We start from the raw sequence: 18,819 nt of genomic DNA, 5'->3' as shown, positions 1-18,819 counted from the left end.
ATGCCACTGGCCGAAATTCCATTGTGCGTCTGGCGCACCCGGAGCCAGGGTTTCACTTTCCGGGGCCAGAGCATCCGCTACTGGACGGCAGGGCAAGGAGAGCCCCTGCTATTGCTTCACGGTTTCCCCACGGCCAGCTGGGATTGGCACTACCTGTGGGCACCCCTGACCCAGCGTTTTCGCGTGGTGGCCTGCGACATGCTTGGCTTCGGCGATTCGGCCAAGCCTGCGGACCACGACTACAGCCTGCTCGAGCAGGCCGACCTGCAGCAGGCCTTGCTGGCGCACCTGCATATCGACCAGCCGGTGCACCTGCTGGCCCACGACTACGGCGGCAGCGTTGCCCAGGAGCTGCTGGCCCGGCACCACGAACAGCGGCTCCAGGTGGCCAGTTGCGTGTTCCTCAACAGCGGGCTGTTCCCCGAGAGCTGCCGGGTGCTGCTGGTCCAGAAGCTGCTGCTCAGCCGCCTGGGCTGGCTGGTCGGGCGCTCGTTCGGACGCGATGACCTGGTGCGCAACGTCACCCAGGTCTATGGCCCGTGCACGCATCCCAGCGAGAGCGCCCTGGATGACTACTGGAGCCTGATCGTTTCCAACCGTGGCCCACGGATCCTGCATAAACTGGTCAGCTTCCTGCCGGAGCGCCGGGCCCAGCGCGAACGCTGGGTCGCCGCGCTGCAGCGCCCCGGCGTGCCGCTGCGCTTCATCAATGGCGCGGTCGATCCTTTGTCTGGCGCGCACATGGTCGAGCGCTACCGCGAACTGGTACCGCAGCCGGACACCGTGGTGCTGCAGGGCATCGGCCATTATCCGCACACCGAGGCGCCGGTGCAGGTGCTGCGCCATTACCTGGCGTTTCGTGAACAGCCGCTGAGCTATATCCCACTGAAGGTTGCCTGGTCCTGACTGGGCGATCATCGCCGGTCGTTATAAAGCGGCATTCGCCACGGTGCGCTTGATTGCCCGGCCCAGGCGGCTGGCGGAGACTGCGTTGCATCCCTTCATTGCCAGGAGCCTTGAGCATGAGCGAGCCGGTACGTCTGCAGGATCGAGTGGTGATCGTCACGGGGGCCGGCGGTGGCCTGGGCCGGGCCCATGCGCTGTTGTTCGCCGCGCGCGGCGCTCACGTGGTGGTCAACGACCTGGGTGGGTCGACACATGGTGAAGGCGCCAACACCTCGGCGGCCGACCGCGTGGTGGAGGAGATCCGCGCCGCGGGCGGTTCGGCGATCGCCAACCATGACTCGGTCACCGATGGCGCGCGCATCGTCGAGCAGGCCCTGGATACCTTCGGCCGGGTCGATGTGCTGGTAAACAACGCCGGCATCCTGCGCGACAAGACCTTCCACAAGATGGAAGACGGCGACTGGGAGCTGGTCTACCGCGTGCATGTCGAAGGTGCCTACAAGGTCACCCACGCCGCCTGGCCGCACCTGCGGGCGCAGAACTGGGGGCGGGTGATCTTCACTTCGTCCACTTCGGGCATCTACGGCAATTTCGGCCAGGCCAACTACGGCATGGCCAAGCTCGGCCTCTACGGGCTGACCCGGACCTTGGCCATCGAGGGCCGCAAGCACGGCATCCTGGTCAACGCCATCGCCCCGACCGGTGGCACGCGCATGACCGAGGGGCTGATCCCGCCGCAGGTGTTCGAGCGTCTGCAGCCCGAGCTGATCAGCCCGTTGGTGGTGTATCTGGGCAGCGAGCAGTGCCAGGACAGCGGCGAGCTGTTCGAGGTGGGCGGCGGCTGGGTGGGCAAGGTGCGCTGGGAGCGTAGTCAGGGCGTGGGCTTCGATCCGCGTGAAGGGTTCACCCCCGAGCAGGTGGCGGACAACTGGGCGCGGATCGGTGATTTCGAAGGCGCGCAGCACCCGCAGGACAGCTTGCAGGCGTTGCAGCAGATGATGGCGAACCTGCAGAAGTATCCGTTGGGTTGATTGGCGCCGACCTTGCAATTCTTGCAGAAATAAAAAAGGCCGCTGCAATCGCAGCGGCCAATCGAGACGTTAGATCAAGGAGCTTCAAAATCAACGTCGGTGAACCTGGGCGGGCGCGAAAAGCAGGGGGGAGAGCCCTTCGTGCCGGCCAGTGAGATCAGAATAAGCGCATGATCCCGTGGGAAAAATACCCGCTTATGACATTCACCTTTACGTTTCGAGCAAAAGTGCGAGGCGGACTATAGGCCGCTCTCGCAGGAAAAGTCCGTAATGCTTTGTAAGCCCTTTTACTGATCCGCGCCGTATCCCATTCGCCAGCTGGTGGCCTGGGTGGCGGCGAGCAGGCGCCGGGCGGCCGGGCCATGCTCGTCGGCGTGGAAGATCGAGGTCGGGCCGACCACGGTCATCACTGCGGCGACCTGGCCCATGGCGTTGAACACCGGCGCGGACAGCGCGTCCACCCCTGGCATGAGCAATCCGTGCACATGGTGCAGGCCGCGCTGGCGGATCTGTTCGAGCAAGGCGGCATAGTCGTCCGCCGTCTGGCCGAGCGCTGCCAGTTCCCGGTCGCGCAGCTCCACGGTCTCGCGCTCGGGCAGGTGCGCGGCGAACACCAGTCCGGTGGAGGAGCTGAGCAACGGCAGCACCGAGCCGATCTGGGTCACCACCGTCACCGCCCGCACCGCAGGCTCGATGCTCACCACGGTCGCCCCCTGGTTACCCCACACGGCGATGAAGCAGCTTTCGTTCAACTCGTCGCGCAATTGCGACAGTGGCAGCGCCGCCACCTTCAGCACATCGATGCTACCCAGGGCCGCCATGCCCACCCGCAACGCCTCGCGCCCCAGCCCGTAGTGGTTGGTGGCCGGGTCCTGTTCGGCGAAGCCGCTGGCGATCAGCGCCTGCAGGTAGCGGTGCACCTTGCTCGCCGGCATGTCGACATGTTCGGCCAGGCGCGACAGCGAGGTAGAGGGGGAAAGTTCGGCCAGGGCCTTGAGGATGTCGGTGCCGACTTCCGCCGAGCGGACCTTCTGTTTGCCGTTGTCGGTGCTGCTGGCTTTGGCCATGGGGGACTTCTATGCAGATTTCATGGGGTGGCGCCTTTATAGCTTGACGCCTGCGCGCGGGCAAATTACGTTATTCGTAATCTGATTACGATAAAAACAATGCAGACGCGCTGCCGCCCTTGGTGCCGGTTTCAGGATCGGGCTCCGCAGCCAGCTGCCCGAAACGGCTCCCTGTAGCCCGGAGGCACCGATGACCCGCGACACATCCCCTGAACTCCAGTACCTGAGCGGCTTCGGCAACGAATTCGCCAGCGAAGCCCTGCCCGGCGCCCTGCCGGTCGGGCAGAACTCGCCGCAGAAGGCTCCCTATGGCCTGTACGCCGAGCTGCTGTCGGGCACCGCGTTCACCATGACCCGCAGCGAACTGCGCCGTACCTGGCTGTACCGCATTCGCCCCTCGGCCCTGCACCCGCGCTTCGAGCGCCTGGAGCGCCAGCCGCTGACCGGGCCGTTGGGAGGCGTCAATCCCAACCGCCTGCGTTGGAGCCCGCAACCGATCCCGTCCGAACCGACCGACTTCATCGACGGCTGGCTGCCAATGGTGGCCAACTCGGCATCGGAAAAACCGGCCGGCGTGAGTATTTACATCTACCGCGCCAACCGTTCCATGGAGCGGGTCTTCTTCAACGCCGACGGCGAGTTGCTGCTGGTGCCCGAGCAAGGCCGCCTGCGCATCGCCACCGAACTGGGCGTGCTTGAGGTCGAGCCGCTGGAGATTGCGGTGATCCCGCGTGGCATGAAGTTCCGGGTCGAACTGCTCGATGCCCAGGCCCGGGGCTACATTGCCGAGAACCACGGCGCGCCGCTGCGCATCCCTGACCTTGGCCCGATCGGCAGCAATGGCCTGGCCAACCCGCGTGACTTCCTTGCCCCGGTTGCCCATTACGAAGAGAGCACCGGCCCTGTGCAGCTGGTGCAGAAGTTCCTCGGCGAACATTGGGCCTGCGAGCTGCAGCACTCGCCCCTGGACGTGGTCGCCTGGCACGGCAGCAACGTGCCGTACAAATACGACCTGCGCCGCTTCAACACCATCGGCACGGTCAGCTTCGACCACCCCGATCCGTCGATCTTCACCGTGCTGACCTCGCCTACCAGCGTGCATGGCATGGCCAACATGGACTTCGTGATCTTCCCGCCGCGCTGGATGGTGGCCGAGAACACCTTCCGTCCACCATGGTTCCACCGCAACCTGATGAACGAGTTCATGGGCCTGATCCAGGGCGCCTACGATGCCAAGGCCGAAGGCTTCCTGCCCGGCGGCGCTTCGCTGCACGGGGTGATGAGCGCCCACGGCCCCGACGCCGAGACCTGCGACAAGGCCATCTCGGTGGACCTGGCGCCGCACAAGATCGACAACACCATGGCCTTCATGTTCGAGACCAGCCAGGTGCTGCGCCCGAGCCGCCAGGCCCTCGAAAGCCCGCAGTTGCAGGCCGACTACGATAGTTGCTGGGCCACCTTGCCGAGCACCTTCAACCCGAACCGGAGATAACCGATGAACCACACCGCCATTGCCCGTAGCTGGGTCGAGCACGCCAACGGGCACCGCGACTTCCCGTTGCAGAACCTGCCCTTGGGCATCTTCAGCCGCCCAGGGCAGGCGCCACGTTGCGGCGTGGCCATCGGCGACGCGATCCTCGACCTCGAGGCCGTGCTGGCCGCCGGGTTGTTCGAGGGGGCGGCCAAGGCTGCCGTCGAAGCCACCGTCGGTGGTGCGCTGAATGACTTCTTCGCCCTTGGCCGCGAGGCCCGTGTCGCCTTGCGCGAGCGCCTGCTGGCACTGCTGGGCGAGGGCAGCGAGCACCAGGCGGCCCTGAAGGCCGCGCTGTACCCGGCTGATGAATGCCAGCTGCACCTGCCGGCGAAGATCGGTGACTACACCGACTTCTACGTCGGCATCGAGCACGCCAAGAACGTCGGCAAGCTGTTCCGCCCGGACAATCCGCTGCTGCCCAACTACAAGCATGTGCCGATCGGCTACCACGGCCGCGCCTCGACCATCCGCCCGTCCGGCACCGACGTACGCCGCCCCAAGGGCCAGACCCTGCCGGTGGGCCAGACCGAGCCGAGCTTCGGCCCTTGCGCGCGCCTGGACTACGAGCTGGAACTGGGCATCTGGATTGGCCAGGGCAATGACATGGGCCAGCCGATCCCGATCGGTGACGCCGCCGAACACGTGGCCGGCTTCTGCCTGCTCAACGACTGGTCGGCGCGCGACATCCAGGCCTGGGAATACCAGCCGCTGGGCCCGTTCCTGTCCAAGAGCTTCATCACCACGGTGTCGCCGTGGGTGGTCACCGCCGAAGCCCTTGAGCCGTTCCGCTGCGCCCAACCAGCCCGTCCGGAGGGTGACCCGCAGCCGCTGTCGTACCTGCTGGACAAGCGCGACCAAGCCGCCGGCGCCTTCGACATCGAACTGGAAGTGCTGCTGCTGACCGAACGCATGCGCGAGCAGAACCTGCCGGCGCATCGCCTCACCTTGAGCAGCACCCGCAGCATGTACTGGACCGTGGCACAGATGGTCGCCCACCACAGCGTCAACGGCTGCCAGCTGCAACCGGGCGACCTGTTCGGCTCGGGCACCCTGTCGGGCGCGGCGCCAGGCTCGTTCGGCAGCCTGCTGGAGATCACCGAAGGCGGCAAGCACCCGGTGGAACTGGCCAGTGGCGAAGTGCGCAAGTTCCTCGAGGACGGCGACGAGATCATCCTGCGCGCCCGTTGCGTGCGCGATGGCGTGGCCAGCATCGGCTTCGGCGAATGCCGTGGCACCATCGTCGCGGCTGGCTGAGGAGGGCAGGGCGATGCAACTGTTCAGCTACTACCGCTCCACATCTTCGTATCGGGTGCGCATCGCCCTGGCGCTCAAGGGCCTGGAATACCAGGCCGAGCCTGTGAACCTGCTCAAGGGCGAGCAGCGCGGCACGGACTACCTGGCGCTCAATCCGCAAGGGCGGGTGCCGGCCCTGCGTACTGACGCTGGCGAGTTGCTGGTGCAGTCGCCGGCGATCATCGAATACCTGGAGGAAGCCTTCCCGCAAACGCCACTGCTGCCCCGTGAGCCCGAAGCCCGGGCCAGGGTGCGTGGCGTGGCGGCGATCATCGGTTGCGATATCCACCCGTTGCACAACGTCAGCGTGCTCAACCAGCTGCGTCAGTTGGGGCACGACGAGGCCCAGGTCAACCAGTGGATCGGTCACTGGATCAGCCAGGGGCTGGCGGCGGTGGAGCAACTGATCGGCGATGACGGCTTCTGCTTCGGGGCGACGCCGGGCCTGGCCGACGTCTACCTGATCCCGCAGCTGTACGCGGCCGAACGTTTCAACATCGACCTTGGTGGTTACCCGCGCATTCGCCGGGTGGCCGCCCTGGCCGAGCAGCACCCGGCCTTCCAGCAGGCCCACCCGGCGAGGCAGCCCGACACGCCCGACTGATCGCCACCGCCCGCACCTGCACTCATAACAACAAAAGACAGGGACCTTGCGATGCACAACCAGATAGCCAGCTTTCGCGCGGCGCTAGACGCGCGCCCGGTGTCACCCTACCAGTGGCGCCTGCTGCTGCTGTTGATCCTGCTGTTGGTCACCGATGGTTATGACGCCCAGGTGCTGGGCTATGTGATCCCCGCGCTGGCCCAGGACTGGGGCCTGGAAAAGGCCGCTTTCGGGCCGGTGTTCAGCGCCAACCTGCTGGGGCTGACGGTCGGTTCGCTGGCGGTCACGCCACTGGCCGACCGCTTCGGGGTGCGCCGGGTGCTGCTGTGCTGCGTGCTGCTGTACGCCAGCCTGACGCTGCTGATGGTATTCGCCACTTCCCTCGACAGCCTGATGCTGGCGCGCTTTCTCTGCGGTATCGGCATGGGCGGCGCGATGCCCAGCGCCATGGCGCTGATGGCCGACTACGCGCCGCCCCGACTGCGCACCTTGATGGTCACCCTGGCGGCCTGCGGTTTCTCGCTGGGTGGCGCTGCGGGGGGCTTCGTCGCCGCGGGCTTCATCGATCATTACGGCTGGCAGGCGGTGTTCCTCGCCGGCGGCGTGGCGCCCTTGCTGCTGTTCCCGTTCCTGGCGCTGTTCCTGCCCGAGTCACTGCCGCGCCTGCTGCGCGACGCCCCGCCCTATGCACGGTTGCAGCGGGTCACCGTTCGCCTGCTGCCGGGCTGGCAGGTACCGGCGGCGCGCATCGCCACCGACGAGCCGGCGGACAGCAAGCTCACCGTGGTGGCGCTGTTTCGCGAGGGGTTCGCCCGGCCCACGCTGCTGCTGTGGAGCACCTTCTTTGTCAGCCTGATCCTGTTGTACTTCATGATCAGCTGGCTGCCGTCGCTGCTGCAGGAAAGCGGGCTGGCGCTGAACCAGGCCAACCTGGTGACTTCGCTGTTCCTGTTCGCCGGCACCTTCGGCGCGGTGTGCTTGGCCTGGTGCGCCGACCGCATGGCCAACAAGGCCCATTTGTTGGCGGGCGTGCTTTTGGGGGCAGCGCTGTTCAGCGTGCTGGTCGGCATTAACCATGATGATCCGCGCTGGCTGGTGCCCAGTGTGTTCGCCGCCGGGTTCTGCATCATTGGCGGGCAGTTGACGCTCAATGCCTTCGTCAGCAACTTCTACCCGGCCCAGGTGCGCGCCACCGGTACCGGCTGGGCCTTGGGGGTCGGGCGCTTCGGCTCGATCCTCGGACCTTTGCTTGGCAGTCTGCTGCTGACCTTGCACATGCCTGTGGAGCAGATCTTCTTCTTCTGCGCCGTGCCGGCGCTGCTCGGCGCGCTGCTGATCAGCCGGGTACGCGCACCGCAGCAGCGCGAAGCGACGGTGAAGGGCGAGGCTTTAGTGGATTGAGCGTTTGCCGTTGGGCAACTGGCCAAGGCGTTCCGTGAGTTTCAGGCGCTGCACCGGGTCGTCGGTCAGCAGCAGTGCGTGCTCCAGGTCGAAGCGCTCTGCCTGGGGGCAGTCCAGGCGTTGGTACAACGTGGCCCGCGCCAGGTAGTCGCCGACCTGCACCGGGCCCAGTTGCATGACCCGCTCGGCGTCGATAAGCGCCGCGAGGTCGTTGTCGTTGCTGATATGCAACTGGCGAAGGTTGCGCGACAGGCGCTGGAGCATCTGCGTCGGCGAGGCGCTGCGCAGGTGCTCGGCGGTCAGCGGCAGCTGTGGGCCGAACTGACGGGCGAGCAGCTCGCGGCAGTCGTTGGGGTACAGGCGCCGGCCGCCGCAAGGGTCGAGCAGGTGGTCGGCACCGGGCACGCGCAGCAGGAAGTGGCCGGGAAAGTTCACGCCCTCCAGGGGAATCGACAGGCGGCGGGCCAGCTCCAGAGCAAGGATCGCCAGCAGCAGAGGTTGGCCACGCCGGCGTTGCAGCACTTTGTCCATCAAGGCCACGTGTGGACGCAACGGGTGGTACTCGTCCTGCTGGTAGCCCAGTGCGTTGAGCTGACGCAGCAAAGGCTGGGCCAGTTCGTTGACCGGCAGCATCGGCAGGCTGGTGCTGACTTCGCGTTGCAGCTCGTGCAGCCTGGCCAGGCTGGCCGCGGGCTCGACAGTGCGGTCATGCTCGGCAGCGATCCACAGCGAGGCTTCCAGCAGGGCGACCGGCTCGCGTTCCAGGCAGGCCAGGCAGGCTTGGCGTGGGTTCATGGGGCTTCTCCATCACGCTTAACTTGTAGCCCTGGCGCGGCTTTTCGTCCAGTGGTCCGCCCGCGCGGTGTGCGGCCTTGACCTGTTTATACTGGTAGGAGCACCTCTCGGGGGAGCCCGTCGATGTTCGCGCTCATGCAAAGCACCCGCACCCAGTCACTGCACCTGTTCATCGACCCGCCCACGGGTTTGAAGGCCGTGGTGGCGATTCACAGCGAACAACTCGGCCCGGCCATGGGCGGCTGTCGCTACTTGCCCTATGCCGACGACGAGAGCGCCATGACCGATGCCATCCGCCTGGCCCAGGGCATGAGCTACAAGGCGGCCTTGGCTGGCCTGCCGATGGGCGGCGGCAAGGCGGTGATCGTGCGCAATCCGCATGTGGAAAACCGTGCAGCGTTGTTCGAAGCGTTCGGGCGCTTCGTCGACACGCTTCAGGGGCGTTTCATCACCGCCGTGGACAGCGGCACCTCGACCCTCGACATGGACTGCATTGCCCAGGCCACCCCCTACGTCACCAGTACCACCGCCTCGGGCGATCCTTCGCCCCATGCGGCGCTGGGCGTGTTCGCCGGCATCCGCGCCACCTCGATGGCAAGGCTTGGCAGTGACAACCTGGAGGGGCTGCGAGTGGCGGTGCAAGGGTTGGGCAACGTCGGCTATGCGCTGGCCGAGCAACTCCATGCGGCGGGTGCCGAATTGCTGGTCAGCGACCTGGATGCAGGCAAGGTGCGGCTGGCCGTGGAGCAGCTAAATGCCCACCCGGTGGCCCATGAGGCCTTGCTCAGCACGCCGTGCGACATCTTTGCGCCGTGTGGCGTCGGGCCGGTGTTGAACGGGCAGAGCGTGATGCAACTGCGTTGCGCGGCAGTGGCGGGGTCGGCGAACAACCAGTTGACCACGCTGCAGGTGGCCGACCAGTTGGAGAGCCGGGGCATCCTGTATGCGCCGGATTATGTGATCAATGCCGGTGGGTTGATCTATGTGGCGCTTACCCATCGGGGCGAAGGGCTGGGGACCATTACCGCACACCTGGCGCGGATACCGTCGCGGCTGACCGAAGTGTTCGCCCATGCCCAGGCGGAGAAGCGTTCTCCGGCACGGGTGGCGCAGATGCTGGCGGAAAGATTGCTGTACGGCTGAAAGCCATTTCGCGGGGCAAGCCCGCTCCCACGAGATTTTCCATGGATGCGGGCCTTGCGGGCTTGCCCCGCGATGGCGTCATTCTACCGCGCCGCCTTCAAGCAGCTCCGCCAGCGCATCGGGCTGGCTCTTGAATGCCCGGGCGAACACATCGCGGTTCTTGGCCATGTAGATGCCGGCTTCCTCTACCTGCTGCTCGCTCATCGAAGGCACCGCCTTGTGCAGTACCTCGGCCAGGCGTTCGGCCAGCTCGAGCATCTTGTCGTGACGGTCTGCTTCGGCCTTATCCATGAACAAGCGCTCCGGGTCGCGGCTGCTGCGGTACACCACTTCGACGGCCATTCATCACCTCTGTGCCTTTTTGCTGATTGGGTTGCGGACAACTGTATTTTTATACAGTACATCGCCAGGCCATCACCCTGCAACTGCAATGATGGCCAGGCAAACTGAAAATCAGCGTAGCCCACAGGTGCCCTGCGGCAATCGACCGCCTTCCAAGACATGAGCCATGGCCCTTTAACTGCATGGCACCAGACCTTCAGTATCAGGAATCGAACATCGTGAACATCAAATGGGCAGAAAAGCTGCGCAAGGGCCTGCACGGCTCCGCCGACTCGCTGGGCAACCTGTGTGTGGAGGCCTTCCACTACCTGGCGCTGTTCGGTATCGGCGCGATCACCGCCTATGCGGCGGTGGTGACCTTCCTGGACATGCTGGGCAAGGGCGGGGTGAGCGTCGATGACATCCTGCTGCTGTTCATCTACCTGGAGCTGGGGGCGATGGTGGGGATCTACTTCAAGACCAACCACATGCCGATCCGCTTCCTGCTCTACGTGGCGATCACCGCGCTCACGCGCCTGCTGATCGGCGACGTCTCGCACCACAAGGCGCCGGATGTCGGGCTGCTGTACGTGTGCGGTGGCATCCTGCTGCTGGCCTTCGCCATCCTGGTGGTGCGCTACGCCTCGTACCGCTACCCGTCGACCAAGGCGCTGGATGCCAGTGGCAAGGAAGTGGACGAGGGCAAATAGCCCTCAGTTGGCCAGGCCGGCGGCAGGGAAGCGGCGCTCGCCGTGCGCGGGGCGGGTCAGCGCGGCAAGCACTTCCAGCGGGTTCTGCCCCAGCTCGATGGCCAGGCCCAGGCGGATGCTGTCGATGACCCGCTGCAGGCGTACCGGGTCGTTGCGCTGGGCCTGGCTGATCAGGCGCTTGGCAACCACGCCACTGTCGTCGGAGAGGGTCAGCATGATGCTGCCGTCCAGGCGCTCGATGCTCAGGTTGACCCGGTACTCCGGGGCGAAGGCGGCGCTGATCTGATCAAAGGGATTGTTCATGGTCGGGGTCTGCAGTGAATGATTGCAGAAGTTGACCGGGCTCGGCCAAGGTTGGTTCAGGCCCGCTGATCGGCGAACAACGAAAACGCCCGGCGCAAGGCCGGGCGTTCTTGTCTGACCCGTTGCCGGTCAGGCGTCTGGGTCACTCAGTTCCAGGGCGCCGCGCTTGCTGCGCAACTTGCCGTAGAAGTGTTCCAGGGCGTGATTCAGTTTGCTGGCGGCGCCATCGACGGCATGTTCCAGCGAAGTGGCGGTGTGGGTCACGGAAATCGGCTGGTGACCCTTCGGGCGAGCCTCCATCTGGCAGCGTTTGTCGTGGGGACCGGGCTTGGCGCCGTTTTCGTCACGCAGGTGGACTTCAATGCGGGTGAGGTCGTCCTCGTAACGTTCGAGGCTGCTTTGCAGGGTACTGCGGACCCATTGGTCGAGACGGATGTTGCCTTCGATATGGTTGCTGCTGTTGACCTGGATTTGCATGATTCAATCCTTATTCAGCTTGCTCGCGAGAGGCGCGCCTAGGCCACTGAGGGCGTTGGTTTTCCTGCGCCTCTTGACTCTAAAGTCAGGCAAGCGCCGGACGAATTCAAGCCCTTTCTGAAAATAAATTTCCTGTTGCAATTCGCTCCGCTCACAACGATGACGGCCGATCACTGCAATCAATAATGCTGGGCCATCCGCCAGGCGACCCCTAAGCTCAGGTGCATTCCTCACCCGTCGGGAGCGCCGCATGTCCAGCAACCCTCTGTTCCAGCCCTTTACCCTCGGCACCCTCGATCTGCCGACCCGCGTGGTCATGGCACCGATGACCCGTACCTTCTGCCCCGGAGGCGTACCCCATGACGCAGTGGTCGACTATTACCGTCGCCGCGCCGCCGCCGGTGTCGGGTTGATCATCACCGAGGGCACCACGGTCGGGCACAAGGCCGCCAATGGCTACCCCAATGTGCCGCGCTTCCATGGCGAAGATGCCCTGGCCGGTTGGAAGCGTGTGGTCGACGCGGTCCATGCCGAAGGCGGGCGCATCGTGCCGCAATTGTGGCACGTGGGCAGTGTGCGCCGACTGGGCACCGAGCCGGATGCCGACGTGCCGGGTTATGGCCCGAGCGGCAAGGAGAAGGATGGCCAGGTACTGGTCCAGGAGATGAGCCACGACGACATTCGCGAGGTGATCGCCGCCTTCGCCCAGGCCGCGCGAGATGCCCAGGCCATCGGCATGGACGGTGTGGAAATCCACGGCGCCCACGGTTACCTGATCGACCAGTTCTTTTGGGAGGCCAGCAACCGTCGCGATGACGAATACGGCGGTGACCTGGCCGGACGCTCGCGTTTCGCCATCGAGCTTATCCAGGCCGTGCGCGCAGCCGTCGGCCCGGACTTCCCAATCATCCTGCGCTTTTCGCAGTGGAAGCAGCAGGACTACAACGCACGCCTGGTACAGACCCCGGAGGCCCTGGCGGCATTCCTCAACCCCTTGTGCGAAGCGGGTGTGGATATCTTCCACTGCTCTACCCGGCGCTTCTGGGAGCCGGAATTCGAGGGCAGCGAGCTGAACCTGGCCGGCTGGACCCGCCAGCTCACCGGCAAGCCGACCATCACCGTGGGCAGTGTCGGCCTGGATGGCGAGTTCCTGCAGTTCATGGTCGCAACCGACAAGGTGGCCAAGCCGGCCAGCCTCGAAGGCTTGCTGCAACGCTTGCAGGACCAGGAGTTCGACCTGGTGGCCGTGGGACGCGCCTTGCTGGTGGATGCCGAATGGGCGCGCAAGGTTCGCGAGGGACGTGAGGCTGATGTGCTGCCGTTCAGCCGTGAGGCGCTGACGACCCTGGCTTGATCACCAGGGGCGGCGACTGTTCGCGGGTAGCCTGCAACCCGCGGCAGGCATCGTACAGGTAACCCTCGAACTGCTCGATGATCGCCGACCAGCCCTGGCGGCTTGCGTGCTGGCGGGCATTGAGGCGCACCCGGCGCAGGGTTTCGCTTTCCTCCAGCAACCAGCAGGCGGCGTCGATGAACGCCGCCTGATCACCCGGCATGGCCAGCGCGCCGCTGTGGCCGTGGCGGATGTGCTGGGCGGCCGCGGCTTCATCGTAGGCGACCACGGCAAGACCCGAGGCGAGCGCCTCGAGCACCACGTTGCCAAAGGTCTCGGTCAGGCTCGGGAACAGGAACAGGTCGCCGCTGGCATAGTGCTCGGCCAGCACCTCGCCGCGCTGCGCACCGCAGAACACCGCATCGGGCAGCTGTTGTTCGAGCTGGCCGCGCAGTGGGCCATCGCCGACGATCACCAAGCGCAGCCGCCGGTGCGGGTAGGCCCTGCGCAGGGCTTCCATGCAGGGGCGCAGCAAGGCCAGGTTCTTCTCCGCGGCCAGGCGCCCGACGTGCAGCACAGCCAGGTCATCCACGGCCAGCCCCCACTGCTCGCGCAGGGCCTGGCTGCGCCTTGCCGGGTTGAACAGGCCGGCATCGACCCCGCGGGCCATCAGGCCAAGGCGTTCGAAGCCGCGGCGTTGCAGTTCCAGGCGCTGGCTGATGCTGGGCACCAGGGTGATGGCGGTACGCCGATGGAACCAGCGCAGGTAGTGGGTCAGCAGCCGCGACAGCAGCCCCAGGCCATACTGCCCAGAATACTGCGCAAAGTTGGTATGAAAGCCACTGACCACCGCCACGCCCAGGCGCCGGGCGGCGCGCAGGGCGCTCAGGCCCAAGGGACCTTCGGTGGCGATGTACAGCACGTCCGGACGCTGCCGGCGCCAGCGGCGCCAAAGCTTGTGCATCGACACTTCGCCCCACTGCAGGCCGGGGTAGCCGGGCAGTGGCCAGCCGCGGCACAGCAGCAGTTCGTCATCGTTGCCCGTTTCGCTGTCGGCAGCCTGTCGCGGGCGGATCAGTTCGACCTGATGCCCGCGCTGGCGCAGCCCCTCGCTGAGGCGGCCGAGGGTGTTGGCCACGCCATTGATCTCGGGTGGGAAGGTTTCGCTGACCAGGGTGATGCGCAAGGACGGTGTGTTCATGGCAAAAAGTGTCCGACGCCCCCATTGCGGTCATATGACGTCTTTGTGACGTGCGGATGACGCCTGATTTCCGGCAGTTCCATCCGTTTGAATATTTCCTTGCAACGCACTCAAGAACTCTCGGGACGCAGCCGATGCAGATGCATTCGACTACGGGAATACGCTCCGGGAGAGCGGCCATGTTCAACAGCAAACTGAAGAAAGAAATCCAGCAACTGCGCGAAGAACTGATGTCCATCGAGCAGGTCAAGAACAGCCTCGACAGCGAGATGCTGGTGCTCCAGCTGGACCCGCAGGGGCGCATCGAGTCGGTCAATGGCAACTTCGAGGCCGAAATGGGCTACCGCGCCGAGCAGCTCATCGGGCGCAACATCGAGGAGATCGTCCCGGCCCATGTGAAGAAGCTCGATTTCTATCAGCGCATGAAGCACGCCATCACCCGGGGCGAGCACCTCAACGGCGCCTTCCGCCTGCTGCGTGGCAACGGCGAAGAGGCCTGGCTGCGCTCGATCCTGCAACCGGTCAAGGACAGCGACGGGCGCATCAAATACTTCTCCCTGCATTCCAGCGACCTGACCCGCACCATCGAGACGTCTCGCGAGCATGAGAGCCTGATCAAGGCCCTGATGCGCTCCACCGCGGTGATCGAGTTCAACCTCGAAGGCCAGGTGCTGACCGCCAACGACCGCTTCCTGCAGACCATGGGCTACACCCTCGAACAGATCCGCGGCAAGTCGCACCGCATGTTCTGCGAGCCGGAAGAAGCCAATTCAGCGGGCTACCAGGAGTTCTGGAACAGGCTGCGCCGCGGCGAATTCGTTGCCGAGCGCTTCAAGCGCATCGATGCCCATGGCCGCGTGGTGTGGCTGGAGGCCTCGTACAACCCGATCATCGACGCCCACGACGTGCTCTACAAAGTGGTCAAGTTCGCCACCGTGATCACCGACCAGGTCAACCAGGAACTGGCCGTGGCCCAGGCCGCCGACATCGCCTACACCACCTCGCTGGAAACCGACGGCAGCGCGCGCAAGGCCACCGACGTGGTGACCCAGACCGTCGAGGTGATGCGTGGGCTGGAAGGCTCGATGCAGGACGCCGCCGAGGGTATCCAGGCGCTGGACAAGCAGTCGAAGGTGATCGGCGCGATCATCAAGACCATCAGCGACATCGCCGGGCAGACCAACCTGCTGGCGCTCAACGCCGCCATCGAAGCCGCCCGCGCCGGCGAACAGGGCCGTGGTTTCGCCGTGGTCGCCGACGAAGTGCGCCAACTGGCCTCGCGCACCAGCAGCGCCACCGAGGAAATCGCCAAGGTGGTGCAGCAGAACGAACAGCTGGCCCAGGCCGCGGTGGACATCATCGACACCAGCAAGCGCCAGGCCGAGCAGGGCCTGGCCTTGGCCGCCGATACCGGCGGGGTGATCGTCGAGATCCAGGAAGGAGCGAAGAAGGTGGTGGATGCGGTGGGGCAGTTTTCCAGCCAGTTGAACCACTGACCGAACTCAAGCCATCGCGGGGCAAGCGCGCTCCTACAGATCTAGTGGGAGCGCGCTTGCCCCGCGATGGCGTTCATTCAGCCGCGTTCACGTACCCAGAACAACGTTGCCCCGGCCACCGCCGCCGGCATCATCAGCACGTTGACCCCCGGAATCATCAGCGCCAGGTAGGTGATCCCGCCAAAGCCCATCGATTGCCAGCGCTTGGCGCGCAGCCAGGCGAGCATGTCCTGCCAGCTCATCTTGTTGTTGTCCGCCGGGTAGTCGATGTACTGGATAGCCATCATCCAGATACCGAACACCAGCCACAGTGGCGCGGCGATCACGTTCACCACCGGGATGAACGACAGGATGAACAAGCCGATGGCCCGTGGCAGGAAGTAGGAAAGCTTGCGCATCTCGCGGCTGAGGGTGCGTGGCACCATGGCCACCAGCTCGCCCCAGCTGAAGGGTGGGAAGTTGTCCTGGCCGCGCACCACCACTTCGACCTTTTCCGCCAGGAAACCGTTGAATGGCGCGGCGATGATGTTGGCCAGCAGGGTGAAGGTGAAGAACACCATCAACAGCACCAGGGCGACGAACAGCGGCCACAGGATGTAGGTGAGAAAACCCAGCCAGTCGGGCAGGGTGGGCATCAGCGCATCTACCCACAGGCTGAACTGGTGGCCGGCAAAGTAGATCAGGCCGCCGAACAGCAGCAGGTTGACCGCCAGGGGCAACAGCACGAACAGGCGCAGGCTGGGGCTCAGGACCAGTTTCAGGCCTTCGCGCAGGTACTGCGGGCCGGACAGGACGGGGGCTTGCATCGGAATGCTCCGCTTGAGGAAAACGCGCTGACCTTACCGAGTTTGGCGCGCCGACGAAAGGCGCCGCGCCTTCGGGAAACGGCGTGTAACAAAGCGCTGGCATAATGCCTGTCGGTTTCCTCGGCGGATAGAGACTGTCTATAAGGTGGATTGTCGAAGGATATTTCCTTAATCTCTGCGGCCTCGCTACAGTGCGCTCAACTTTTTTGGTTTTGGACCAACGCGTTGTAGCCTTCCCCAAGTGCTGCGTGGGTCCCTTTTAATTCCAGCTGGCGCAACCGGCGCACCGACGCCGGCCCCGTGCGGCCCGCTCGACAGGAGTTCGACATGTCCGAAGTACGTCATTCGCGCGTCATCATTCTCGGTTCCGGCCCTGCCGGTTACAGCGCCGCGGTGTATGCCGCCCGCGCCAACCTCAAGCCGCTGCTGATCACCGGCATGCAGGCGGGCGGCCAGCTGACCACCACCACCGAAGTCGACAACTGGCCGGGCGACCCCCACGGCCTGACCGGCCCGGCCCTGATGCAGCGCATGCAGGAACACGCCGAGCGCTTCGAGACCGAGATCGTCTTCGACCACATCAACGCCGTCGACCTGGCCAACAAGCCGTTCACCCTGCGCGGTGACAGCGGCACCTACACCTGCGACGCGCTGATCATTGCCACTGGCGCCAGCGCCCGCTACCTGGGCCTGCCGTCGGAAGAAACCTTCATGGGCAAGGGCGTGTCGGCCTGCGCCACCTGCGACGGCTTCTTCTACCGCAACAAGCCGGTGGCGGTCGTCGGCGGCGGCAACACCGCCGTGGAAGAGGCGCTGTACCTGGCCAACATCGCCAGCAAGGTGACTCTGGTACACCGTCGCGACACCTTCCGCGCCGAGAAGATCCTGATCGACAAGCTGCACGCCCGTGTCGCCGAAGGCAAGATCGAACTCAAGCTCGACGCCACCCTGGACGAAGTGCTGGGTGACAACATGGGCGTGACCGGTGCGCGCCTGAAGAACAACGACGGCAGCTTCGACGAAATCAAGGTCGACGGTGTGTTCATCGCCATCGGCCACACCCCGAACACCTCGCTGTTCGAAGGCCAGCTGACCCTCAAGGACGGCTATCTGGTGGTCCACGGCGGCCGTGAAGGCAACGCCACCGCCACCAACGTCGAGGGCGTGTTCGCCGCCGGCGACGTGGCCGACCACGTCTACCGCCAGGCCATCACTTCCGCCGGTGCCGGCTGCATGGCGGCCCTGGACGTCGAGCGTTACCTGGACGGCCTGGCCAACGCCGCGCACTGATCCAGCCTTTGCGGGCCAGCCCGCTCCTGCACAGAACGTGGGAGCGGGTTGGCCCGGCGATAAAAAAACCGGCCATCTGGCCGGTTTTTTTGTACCTGCGATTCAGCTCACAGACTGAGCCGCATCGACAGGTCCACCGCCTTCACATCCTTGGTCATCGCACCGATCGAGATGTAGTCCACACCGGTGTCGGCGATCACTCGCAGGGTGGTTTCGTTGACCCCGCCGCTGGCCTCAAGCTTGGCCTTGCCCGCGGTGATGCGTACCGCTTCGCGCATTTCATCCAGGCTCAGTTCGTCAAGCATGACGATATCGGCGCCCGCCACCAGCGCCTGGCGCAGCTCGTCCAGGCTTTCCACCTCGATCTCCACCGGCTTGCCCGGGGCGATGCGGTGCGCCGCCGCCACTGCCTCGGCCACGCCGCCACTGGCGGCGATGTGGTTTTCCTTGATCAGGAAGGCGTCATACAGGCCGATGCGGTGGTTGTGGCAGCCGCCGCAGGTAACCGCGTACTTCTGCGCCAGGCGCAGGCCCGGCAGGGTCTTTCGGGTATCGAGCAGGCGCACCTGGGTGCCCTCGACCAGGTCGGCCAGGAAGCGTGCGCGGGTTGCCACGCCCGAGAGCAGTTGCAGGAAATTCAATGCCGAGCGTTCACCACTGAGCAGCGAGCGCGCCGGGCCTTCGAGGTGGAACAGGGCTTGGTTGGCGGTGGCGCGCTCGCCATCGGCAACCTGCCAGTGCACCGCTACCCGCGGATCGAGTTGGCGGAAAACCGCATCGACCCATGCGGTGCCGGCGATCACGCAGTCCTCGCGGGTAATGATGGTCGCCTTGGCCAGGCGCTCGGCTGGGATCAGCTGGGCGGTGATGTCGCCGCTGCCGATGTCCTCGAGCAGCGCGCGGCGCACGTTGGCTTCGATTTCGGCGGTCAGGTCGGCGAGGCGTAGGTTCGGCATGGTCGGCTCCACAAGCTAGGTGCCGGCGATTATAGGGCAGGGGGGCGGCGTGTACAGCTGCCGTGCCGATGACCTTTGGTCAGGCGGTTTGAGCAATTGTGCAAATGCATTGTCCGTTGAGGCGTGCGAAAGGCGTGCTAGCAGCTGTCAGA

19 protein-coding genes and 1 pseudogene are annotated in these 18,819 nt (G+C 65.3%); 12 read left to right on the top strand and 8 right to left on the bottom strand.

Translation table 11 applies throughout. From position 1 onward, the window contains the following. A complete protein-coding gene (locus OH705_RS05910; protein WP_094010274.1) occupies window positions 1-906 on the top strand; it encodes an alpha/beta fold hydrolase in 906 nt (301 codons plus the stop codon). A 116-nt stretch (window positions 907-1,022) separates the two neighbouring features. Continuing rightward, entirely contained in the window at window positions 1,023-1,937 is a 915-nt protein-coding gene (locus tag OH705_RS05905) for an SDR family oxidoreductase (protein ID WP_038707367.1), read from the top strand. Between the two features lie 287 nt (window positions 1,938-2,224). On the opposite strand, the gene OH705_RS05900 is transcribed toward OH705_RS05905, so the two are convergent. Next, entirely contained in the window at window positions 2,225-3,004 is a 780-nt protein-coding gene (locus tag OH705_RS05900) for an IclR family transcriptional regulator (protein ID WP_094010273.1), read from the bottom strand. Window positions 3,005-3,194: 190 nt separating this feature from the next. Between OH705_RS05900 and hmgA the strand changes: the two genes are divergently transcribed. From hmgA to OH705_RS05880, 4 genes are read left to right on the top strand one after another with little or no spacing between them, the layout of a single operon-like run. Continuing rightward, complete coding sequence (gene hmgA, locus OH705_RS05895; RefSeq protein ID WP_267301363.1) at window positions 3,195-4,496, top strand: homogentisate 1,2-dioxygenase; 1,302 nt, start codon at window positions 3,195-3,197, stop codon at window positions 4,494-4,496. 3 nt (window positions 4,497-4,499) lie between these two features. Beyond that, on the top strand, window positions 4,500-5,792 hold the full coding sequence (fahA, locus tag OH705_RS05890) for a fumarylacetoacetase (protein ID WP_104444509.1): 1,293 nt from the start codon (window positions 4,500-4,502) through the stop codon (window positions 5,790-5,792). A 13-nt stretch (window positions 5,793-5,805) separates the two neighbouring features. Next, a complete protein-coding gene (maiA, locus tag OH705_RS05885) occupies window positions 5,806-6,435 on the top strand; it encodes a maleylacetoacetate isomerase (RefSeq protein ID WP_267301362.1) in 630 nt (209 codons plus the stop codon). A gap of 51 nt (window positions 6,436-6,486) precedes the next feature. Next, the gene (locus OH705_RS05880) at window positions 6,487-7,836 is read left to right on the top strand and encodes an MFS transporter (protein WP_267301361.1); all 1,350 of its coding nucleotides are present in this window, start codon (window positions 6,487-6,489) and stop codon (window positions 7,834-7,836) included. On the opposite strand, the gene OH705_RS05875 is transcribed toward OH705_RS05880, so the two are convergent. Further along, window positions 7,825-8,631 (bottom strand): SirB1 family protein, encoded by an 807-nt coding sequence (locus OH705_RS05875; protein WP_267301360.1) that lies wholly within the window; start codon window positions 8,629-8,631, stop codon window positions 7,825-7,827. The two genes, OH705_RS05880 and OH705_RS05875, sit on opposite strands and share 12 nt — an antisense overlap. A 123-nt stretch (window positions 8,632-8,754) precedes the next feature. On the opposite strand from OH705_RS05875, the gene OH705_RS05870 reads away from it, so the two are divergent. Continuing rightward, on the top strand, window positions 8,755-9,774 hold the full coding sequence (locus OH705_RS05870) for a Leu/Phe/Val dehydrogenase (protein WP_094010269.1): 1,020 nt from the start codon (window positions 8,755-8,757) through the stop codon (window positions 9,772-9,774). Window positions 9,775-9,852: 78 nt separating this feature from the next. On the opposite strand, the gene OH705_RS05865 is transcribed toward OH705_RS05870, so the two are convergent. Continuing rightward, on the bottom strand, window positions 9,853-10,116 hold the full coding sequence (locus OH705_RS05865; RefSeq protein ID WP_023631474.1) for a YebG family protein: 264 nt from the start codon (window positions 10,114-10,116) through the stop codon (window positions 9,853-9,855). A gap of 218 nt (window positions 10,117-10,334) precedes the next feature. Between OH705_RS05865 and OH705_RS05860 the strand changes: the two genes are divergently transcribed. After that, a complete protein-coding gene (locus OH705_RS05860) occupies window positions 10,335-10,805 on the top strand; it encodes a phosphate-starvation-inducible protein PsiE (RefSeq protein WP_031315617.1) in 471 nt (156 codons plus the stop codon). Between the two features lie 3 nt (window positions 10,806-10,808). On the opposite strand, the gene OH705_RS05855 is transcribed toward OH705_RS05860, so the two are convergent. Both OH705_RS05855 and OH705_RS05850 read right to left on the bottom strand, forming a co-directional pair. Next, complete coding sequence (locus OH705_RS05855; protein WP_094010268.1) at window positions 10,809-11,108, bottom strand: DUF3509 domain-containing protein; 300 nt, start codon at window positions 11,106-11,108, stop codon at window positions 10,809-10,811. Window positions 11,109-11,237: 129 nt separating this feature from the next. Then, window positions 11,238-11,585 carry an HPF/RaiA family ribosome-associated protein gene (locus OH705_RS05850; RefSeq protein WP_023630676.1) on the bottom strand — a complete coding sequence of 116 codons (348 nt, stop codon included), beginning with the start codon at window positions 11,583-11,585 and terminating at the stop codon, window positions 11,238-11,240. A 250-nt stretch (window positions 11,586-11,835) separates the two neighbouring features. On the opposite strand from OH705_RS05850, the gene OH705_RS05845 reads away from it, so the two are divergent. Next, the gene (locus OH705_RS05845) at window positions 11,836-12,939 is read left to right on the top strand and encodes an NADH:flavin oxidoreductase (protein WP_110604421.1); all 1,104 of its coding nucleotides are present in this window, start codon (window positions 11,836-11,838) and stop codon (window positions 12,937-12,939) included. Here the strand turns inward: OH705_RS05845 and OH705_RS05840 are convergent. Continuing rightward, window positions 12,908-14,119 carry a glycosyltransferase family 4 protein gene (locus OH705_RS05840; protein WP_110604420.1) on the bottom strand — a complete coding sequence of 404 codons (1,212 nt, stop codon included), beginning with the start codon at window positions 14,117-14,119 and terminating at the stop codon, window positions 12,908-12,910. The genes OH705_RS05845 and OH705_RS05840 overlap by 32 nt on opposite strands. A gap of 56 nt (window positions 14,120-14,175) precedes the next feature. Between OH705_RS05840 and OH705_RS29220 the strand changes: the two are divergent. Together OH705_RS29220 and OH705_RS29215 are read left to right on the top strand one after the other, a co-directional pair. Next, window positions 14,176-15,021, top strand: a pseudogene (locus tag OH705_RS29220) (PAS domain-containing protein); the annotation flags it as partial. Window positions 15,022-15,183: 162 nt separating this feature from the next. Next, window positions 15,184-15,615, top strand: coding sequence for a methyl-accepting chemotaxis protein (locus tag OH705_RS29215; protein ID WP_371041508.1), 432 nt, complete (start codon window positions 15,184-15,186; stop codon window positions 15,613-15,615). A gap of 77 nt (window positions 15,616-15,692) precedes the next feature. Here the strand turns inward: OH705_RS29215 and cysZ are convergent, their stop codons facing one another. Then, complete coding sequence (gene cysZ, locus OH705_RS05830; RefSeq protein ID WP_267301350.1) at window positions 15,693-16,421, bottom strand: sulfate transporter CysZ; 729 nt, start codon at window positions 16,419-16,421, stop codon at window positions 15,693-15,695. 327 nt (window positions 16,422-16,748) lie between these two features. Here cysZ and trxB point away from each other — a divergent pair, with 327 nt between their 5' ends. Next, the gene (gene trxB / locus OH705_RS05825; RefSeq protein WP_038707377.1) at window positions 16,749-17,711 is read left to right on the top strand and encodes a thioredoxin-disulfide reductase; all 963 of its coding nucleotides are present in this window, start codon (window positions 16,749-16,751) and stop codon (window positions 17,709-17,711) included. 107 nt (window positions 17,712-17,818) lie between these two features. Here the strand turns inward: trxB and nadC are convergent, their stop codons facing one another. Further along, complete coding sequence (gene nadC / locus OH705_RS05820) at window positions 17,819-18,667, bottom strand: carboxylating nicotinate-nucleotide diphosphorylase (RefSeq protein ID WP_094010265.1); 849 nt, start codon at window positions 18,665-18,667, stop codon at window positions 17,819-17,821. Window positions 18,668-18,819: the final 152 nt, after the last annotated feature.

The sequence above is a fragment of the Pseudomonas sp. BJa3 genome, assembly GCF_026343815.1.
Lineage (GTDB): Bacteria > Pseudomonadota > Gammaproteobacteria > Pseudomonadales > Pseudomonadaceae > Aquipseudomonas > Aquipseudomonas soli.
The sequence above is the reverse complement of the archived record's forward strand: the minus strand, read 5'-3'. Positions and strand labels throughout refer to the sequence as shown.

Excerpts from the sequence above, each read along its gene's own strand:
- OH705_RS05855 (WP_094010268.1), bottom strand. The coding sequence starts at position 11,108 with ATGAACAATCCCTTTGATCAGATCAGCGCCGCCTTCGCCCCGGAGTAC.
- OH705_RS05900 (WP_094010273.1), bottom strand. The coding sequence starts at position 3,004 with ATGGCCAAAGCCAGCAGCACCGACAACGGCAAACAGAAGGTCCGCTCG.
- OH705_RS05840 (WP_110604420.1), bottom strand. The coding sequence starts at position 14,119 with ATGAACACACCGTCCTTGCGCATCACCCTGGTCAGCGAAACCTTCCCA.
- OH705_RS05870 (WP_094010269.1), top strand. The coding sequence starts at position 8,755 with ATGTTCGCGCTCATGCAAAGCACCCGCACCCAGTCACTGCACCTGTTC.
- OH705_RS05875 (WP_267301360.1), bottom strand. The coding sequence starts at position 8,631 with ATGAACCCACGCCAAGCCTGCCTGGCCTGCCTGGAACGCGAGCCGGTC.
- OH705_RS05905 (WP_038707367.1), top strand. The coding sequence starts at position 1,023 with ATGAGCGAGCCGGTACGTCTGCAGGATCGAGTGGTGATCGTCACGGGG.
- hmgA (WP_267301363.1), top strand. The coding sequence starts at position 3,195 with ATGACCCGCGACACATCCCCTGAACTCCAGTACCTGAGCGGCTTCGGC.
- maiA (WP_267301362.1), top strand. The coding sequence starts at position 5,806 with ATGCAACTGTTCAGCTACTACCGCTCCACATCTTCGTATCGGGTGCGC.
- OH705_RS29215 (WP_371041508.1), top strand. The coding sequence starts at position 15,184 with ATGCGTGGGCTGGAAGGCTCGATGCAGGACGCCGCCGAGGGTATCCAG.
- trxB (WP_038707377.1), top strand. The coding sequence starts at position 16,749 with ATGTCCGAAGTACGTCATTCGCGCGTCATCATTCTCGGTTCCGGCCCT.
- OH705_RS05850 (WP_023630676.1), bottom strand. The coding sequence starts at position 11,585 with ATGCAAATCCAGGTCAACAGCAGCAACCATATCGAAGGCAACATCCGT.
- cysZ (WP_267301350.1), bottom strand. The coding sequence starts at position 16,421 with ATGCAAGCCCCCGTCCTGTCCGGCCCGCAGTACCTGCGCGAAGGCCTG.
- nadC (WP_094010265.1), bottom strand. The coding sequence starts at position 18,667 with ATGCCGAACCTACGCCTCGCCGACCTGACCGCCGAAATCGAAGCCAAC.
- OH705_RS05845 (WP_110604421.1), top strand. The coding sequence starts at position 11,836 with ATGTCCAGCAACCCTCTGTTCCAGCCCTTTACCCTCGGCACCCTCGAT.
- fahA (WP_104444509.1), top strand. The coding sequence starts at position 4,500 with ATGAACCACACCGCCATTGCCCGTAGCTGGGTCGAGCACGCCAACGGG.
- OH705_RS05880 (WP_267301361.1), top strand. The coding sequence starts at position 6,487 with ATGCACAACCAGATAGCCAGCTTTCGCGCGGCGCTAGACGCGCGCCCG.
- OH705_RS05910 (WP_094010274.1), top strand. The coding sequence starts at position 1 with ATGCCACTGGCCGAAATTCCATTGTGCGTCTGGCGCACCCGGAGCCAG.
- OH705_RS05865 (WP_023631474.1), bottom strand. The coding sequence starts at position 10,116 with ATGGCCGTCGAAGTGGTGTACCGCAGCAGCCGCGACCCGGAGCGCTTG.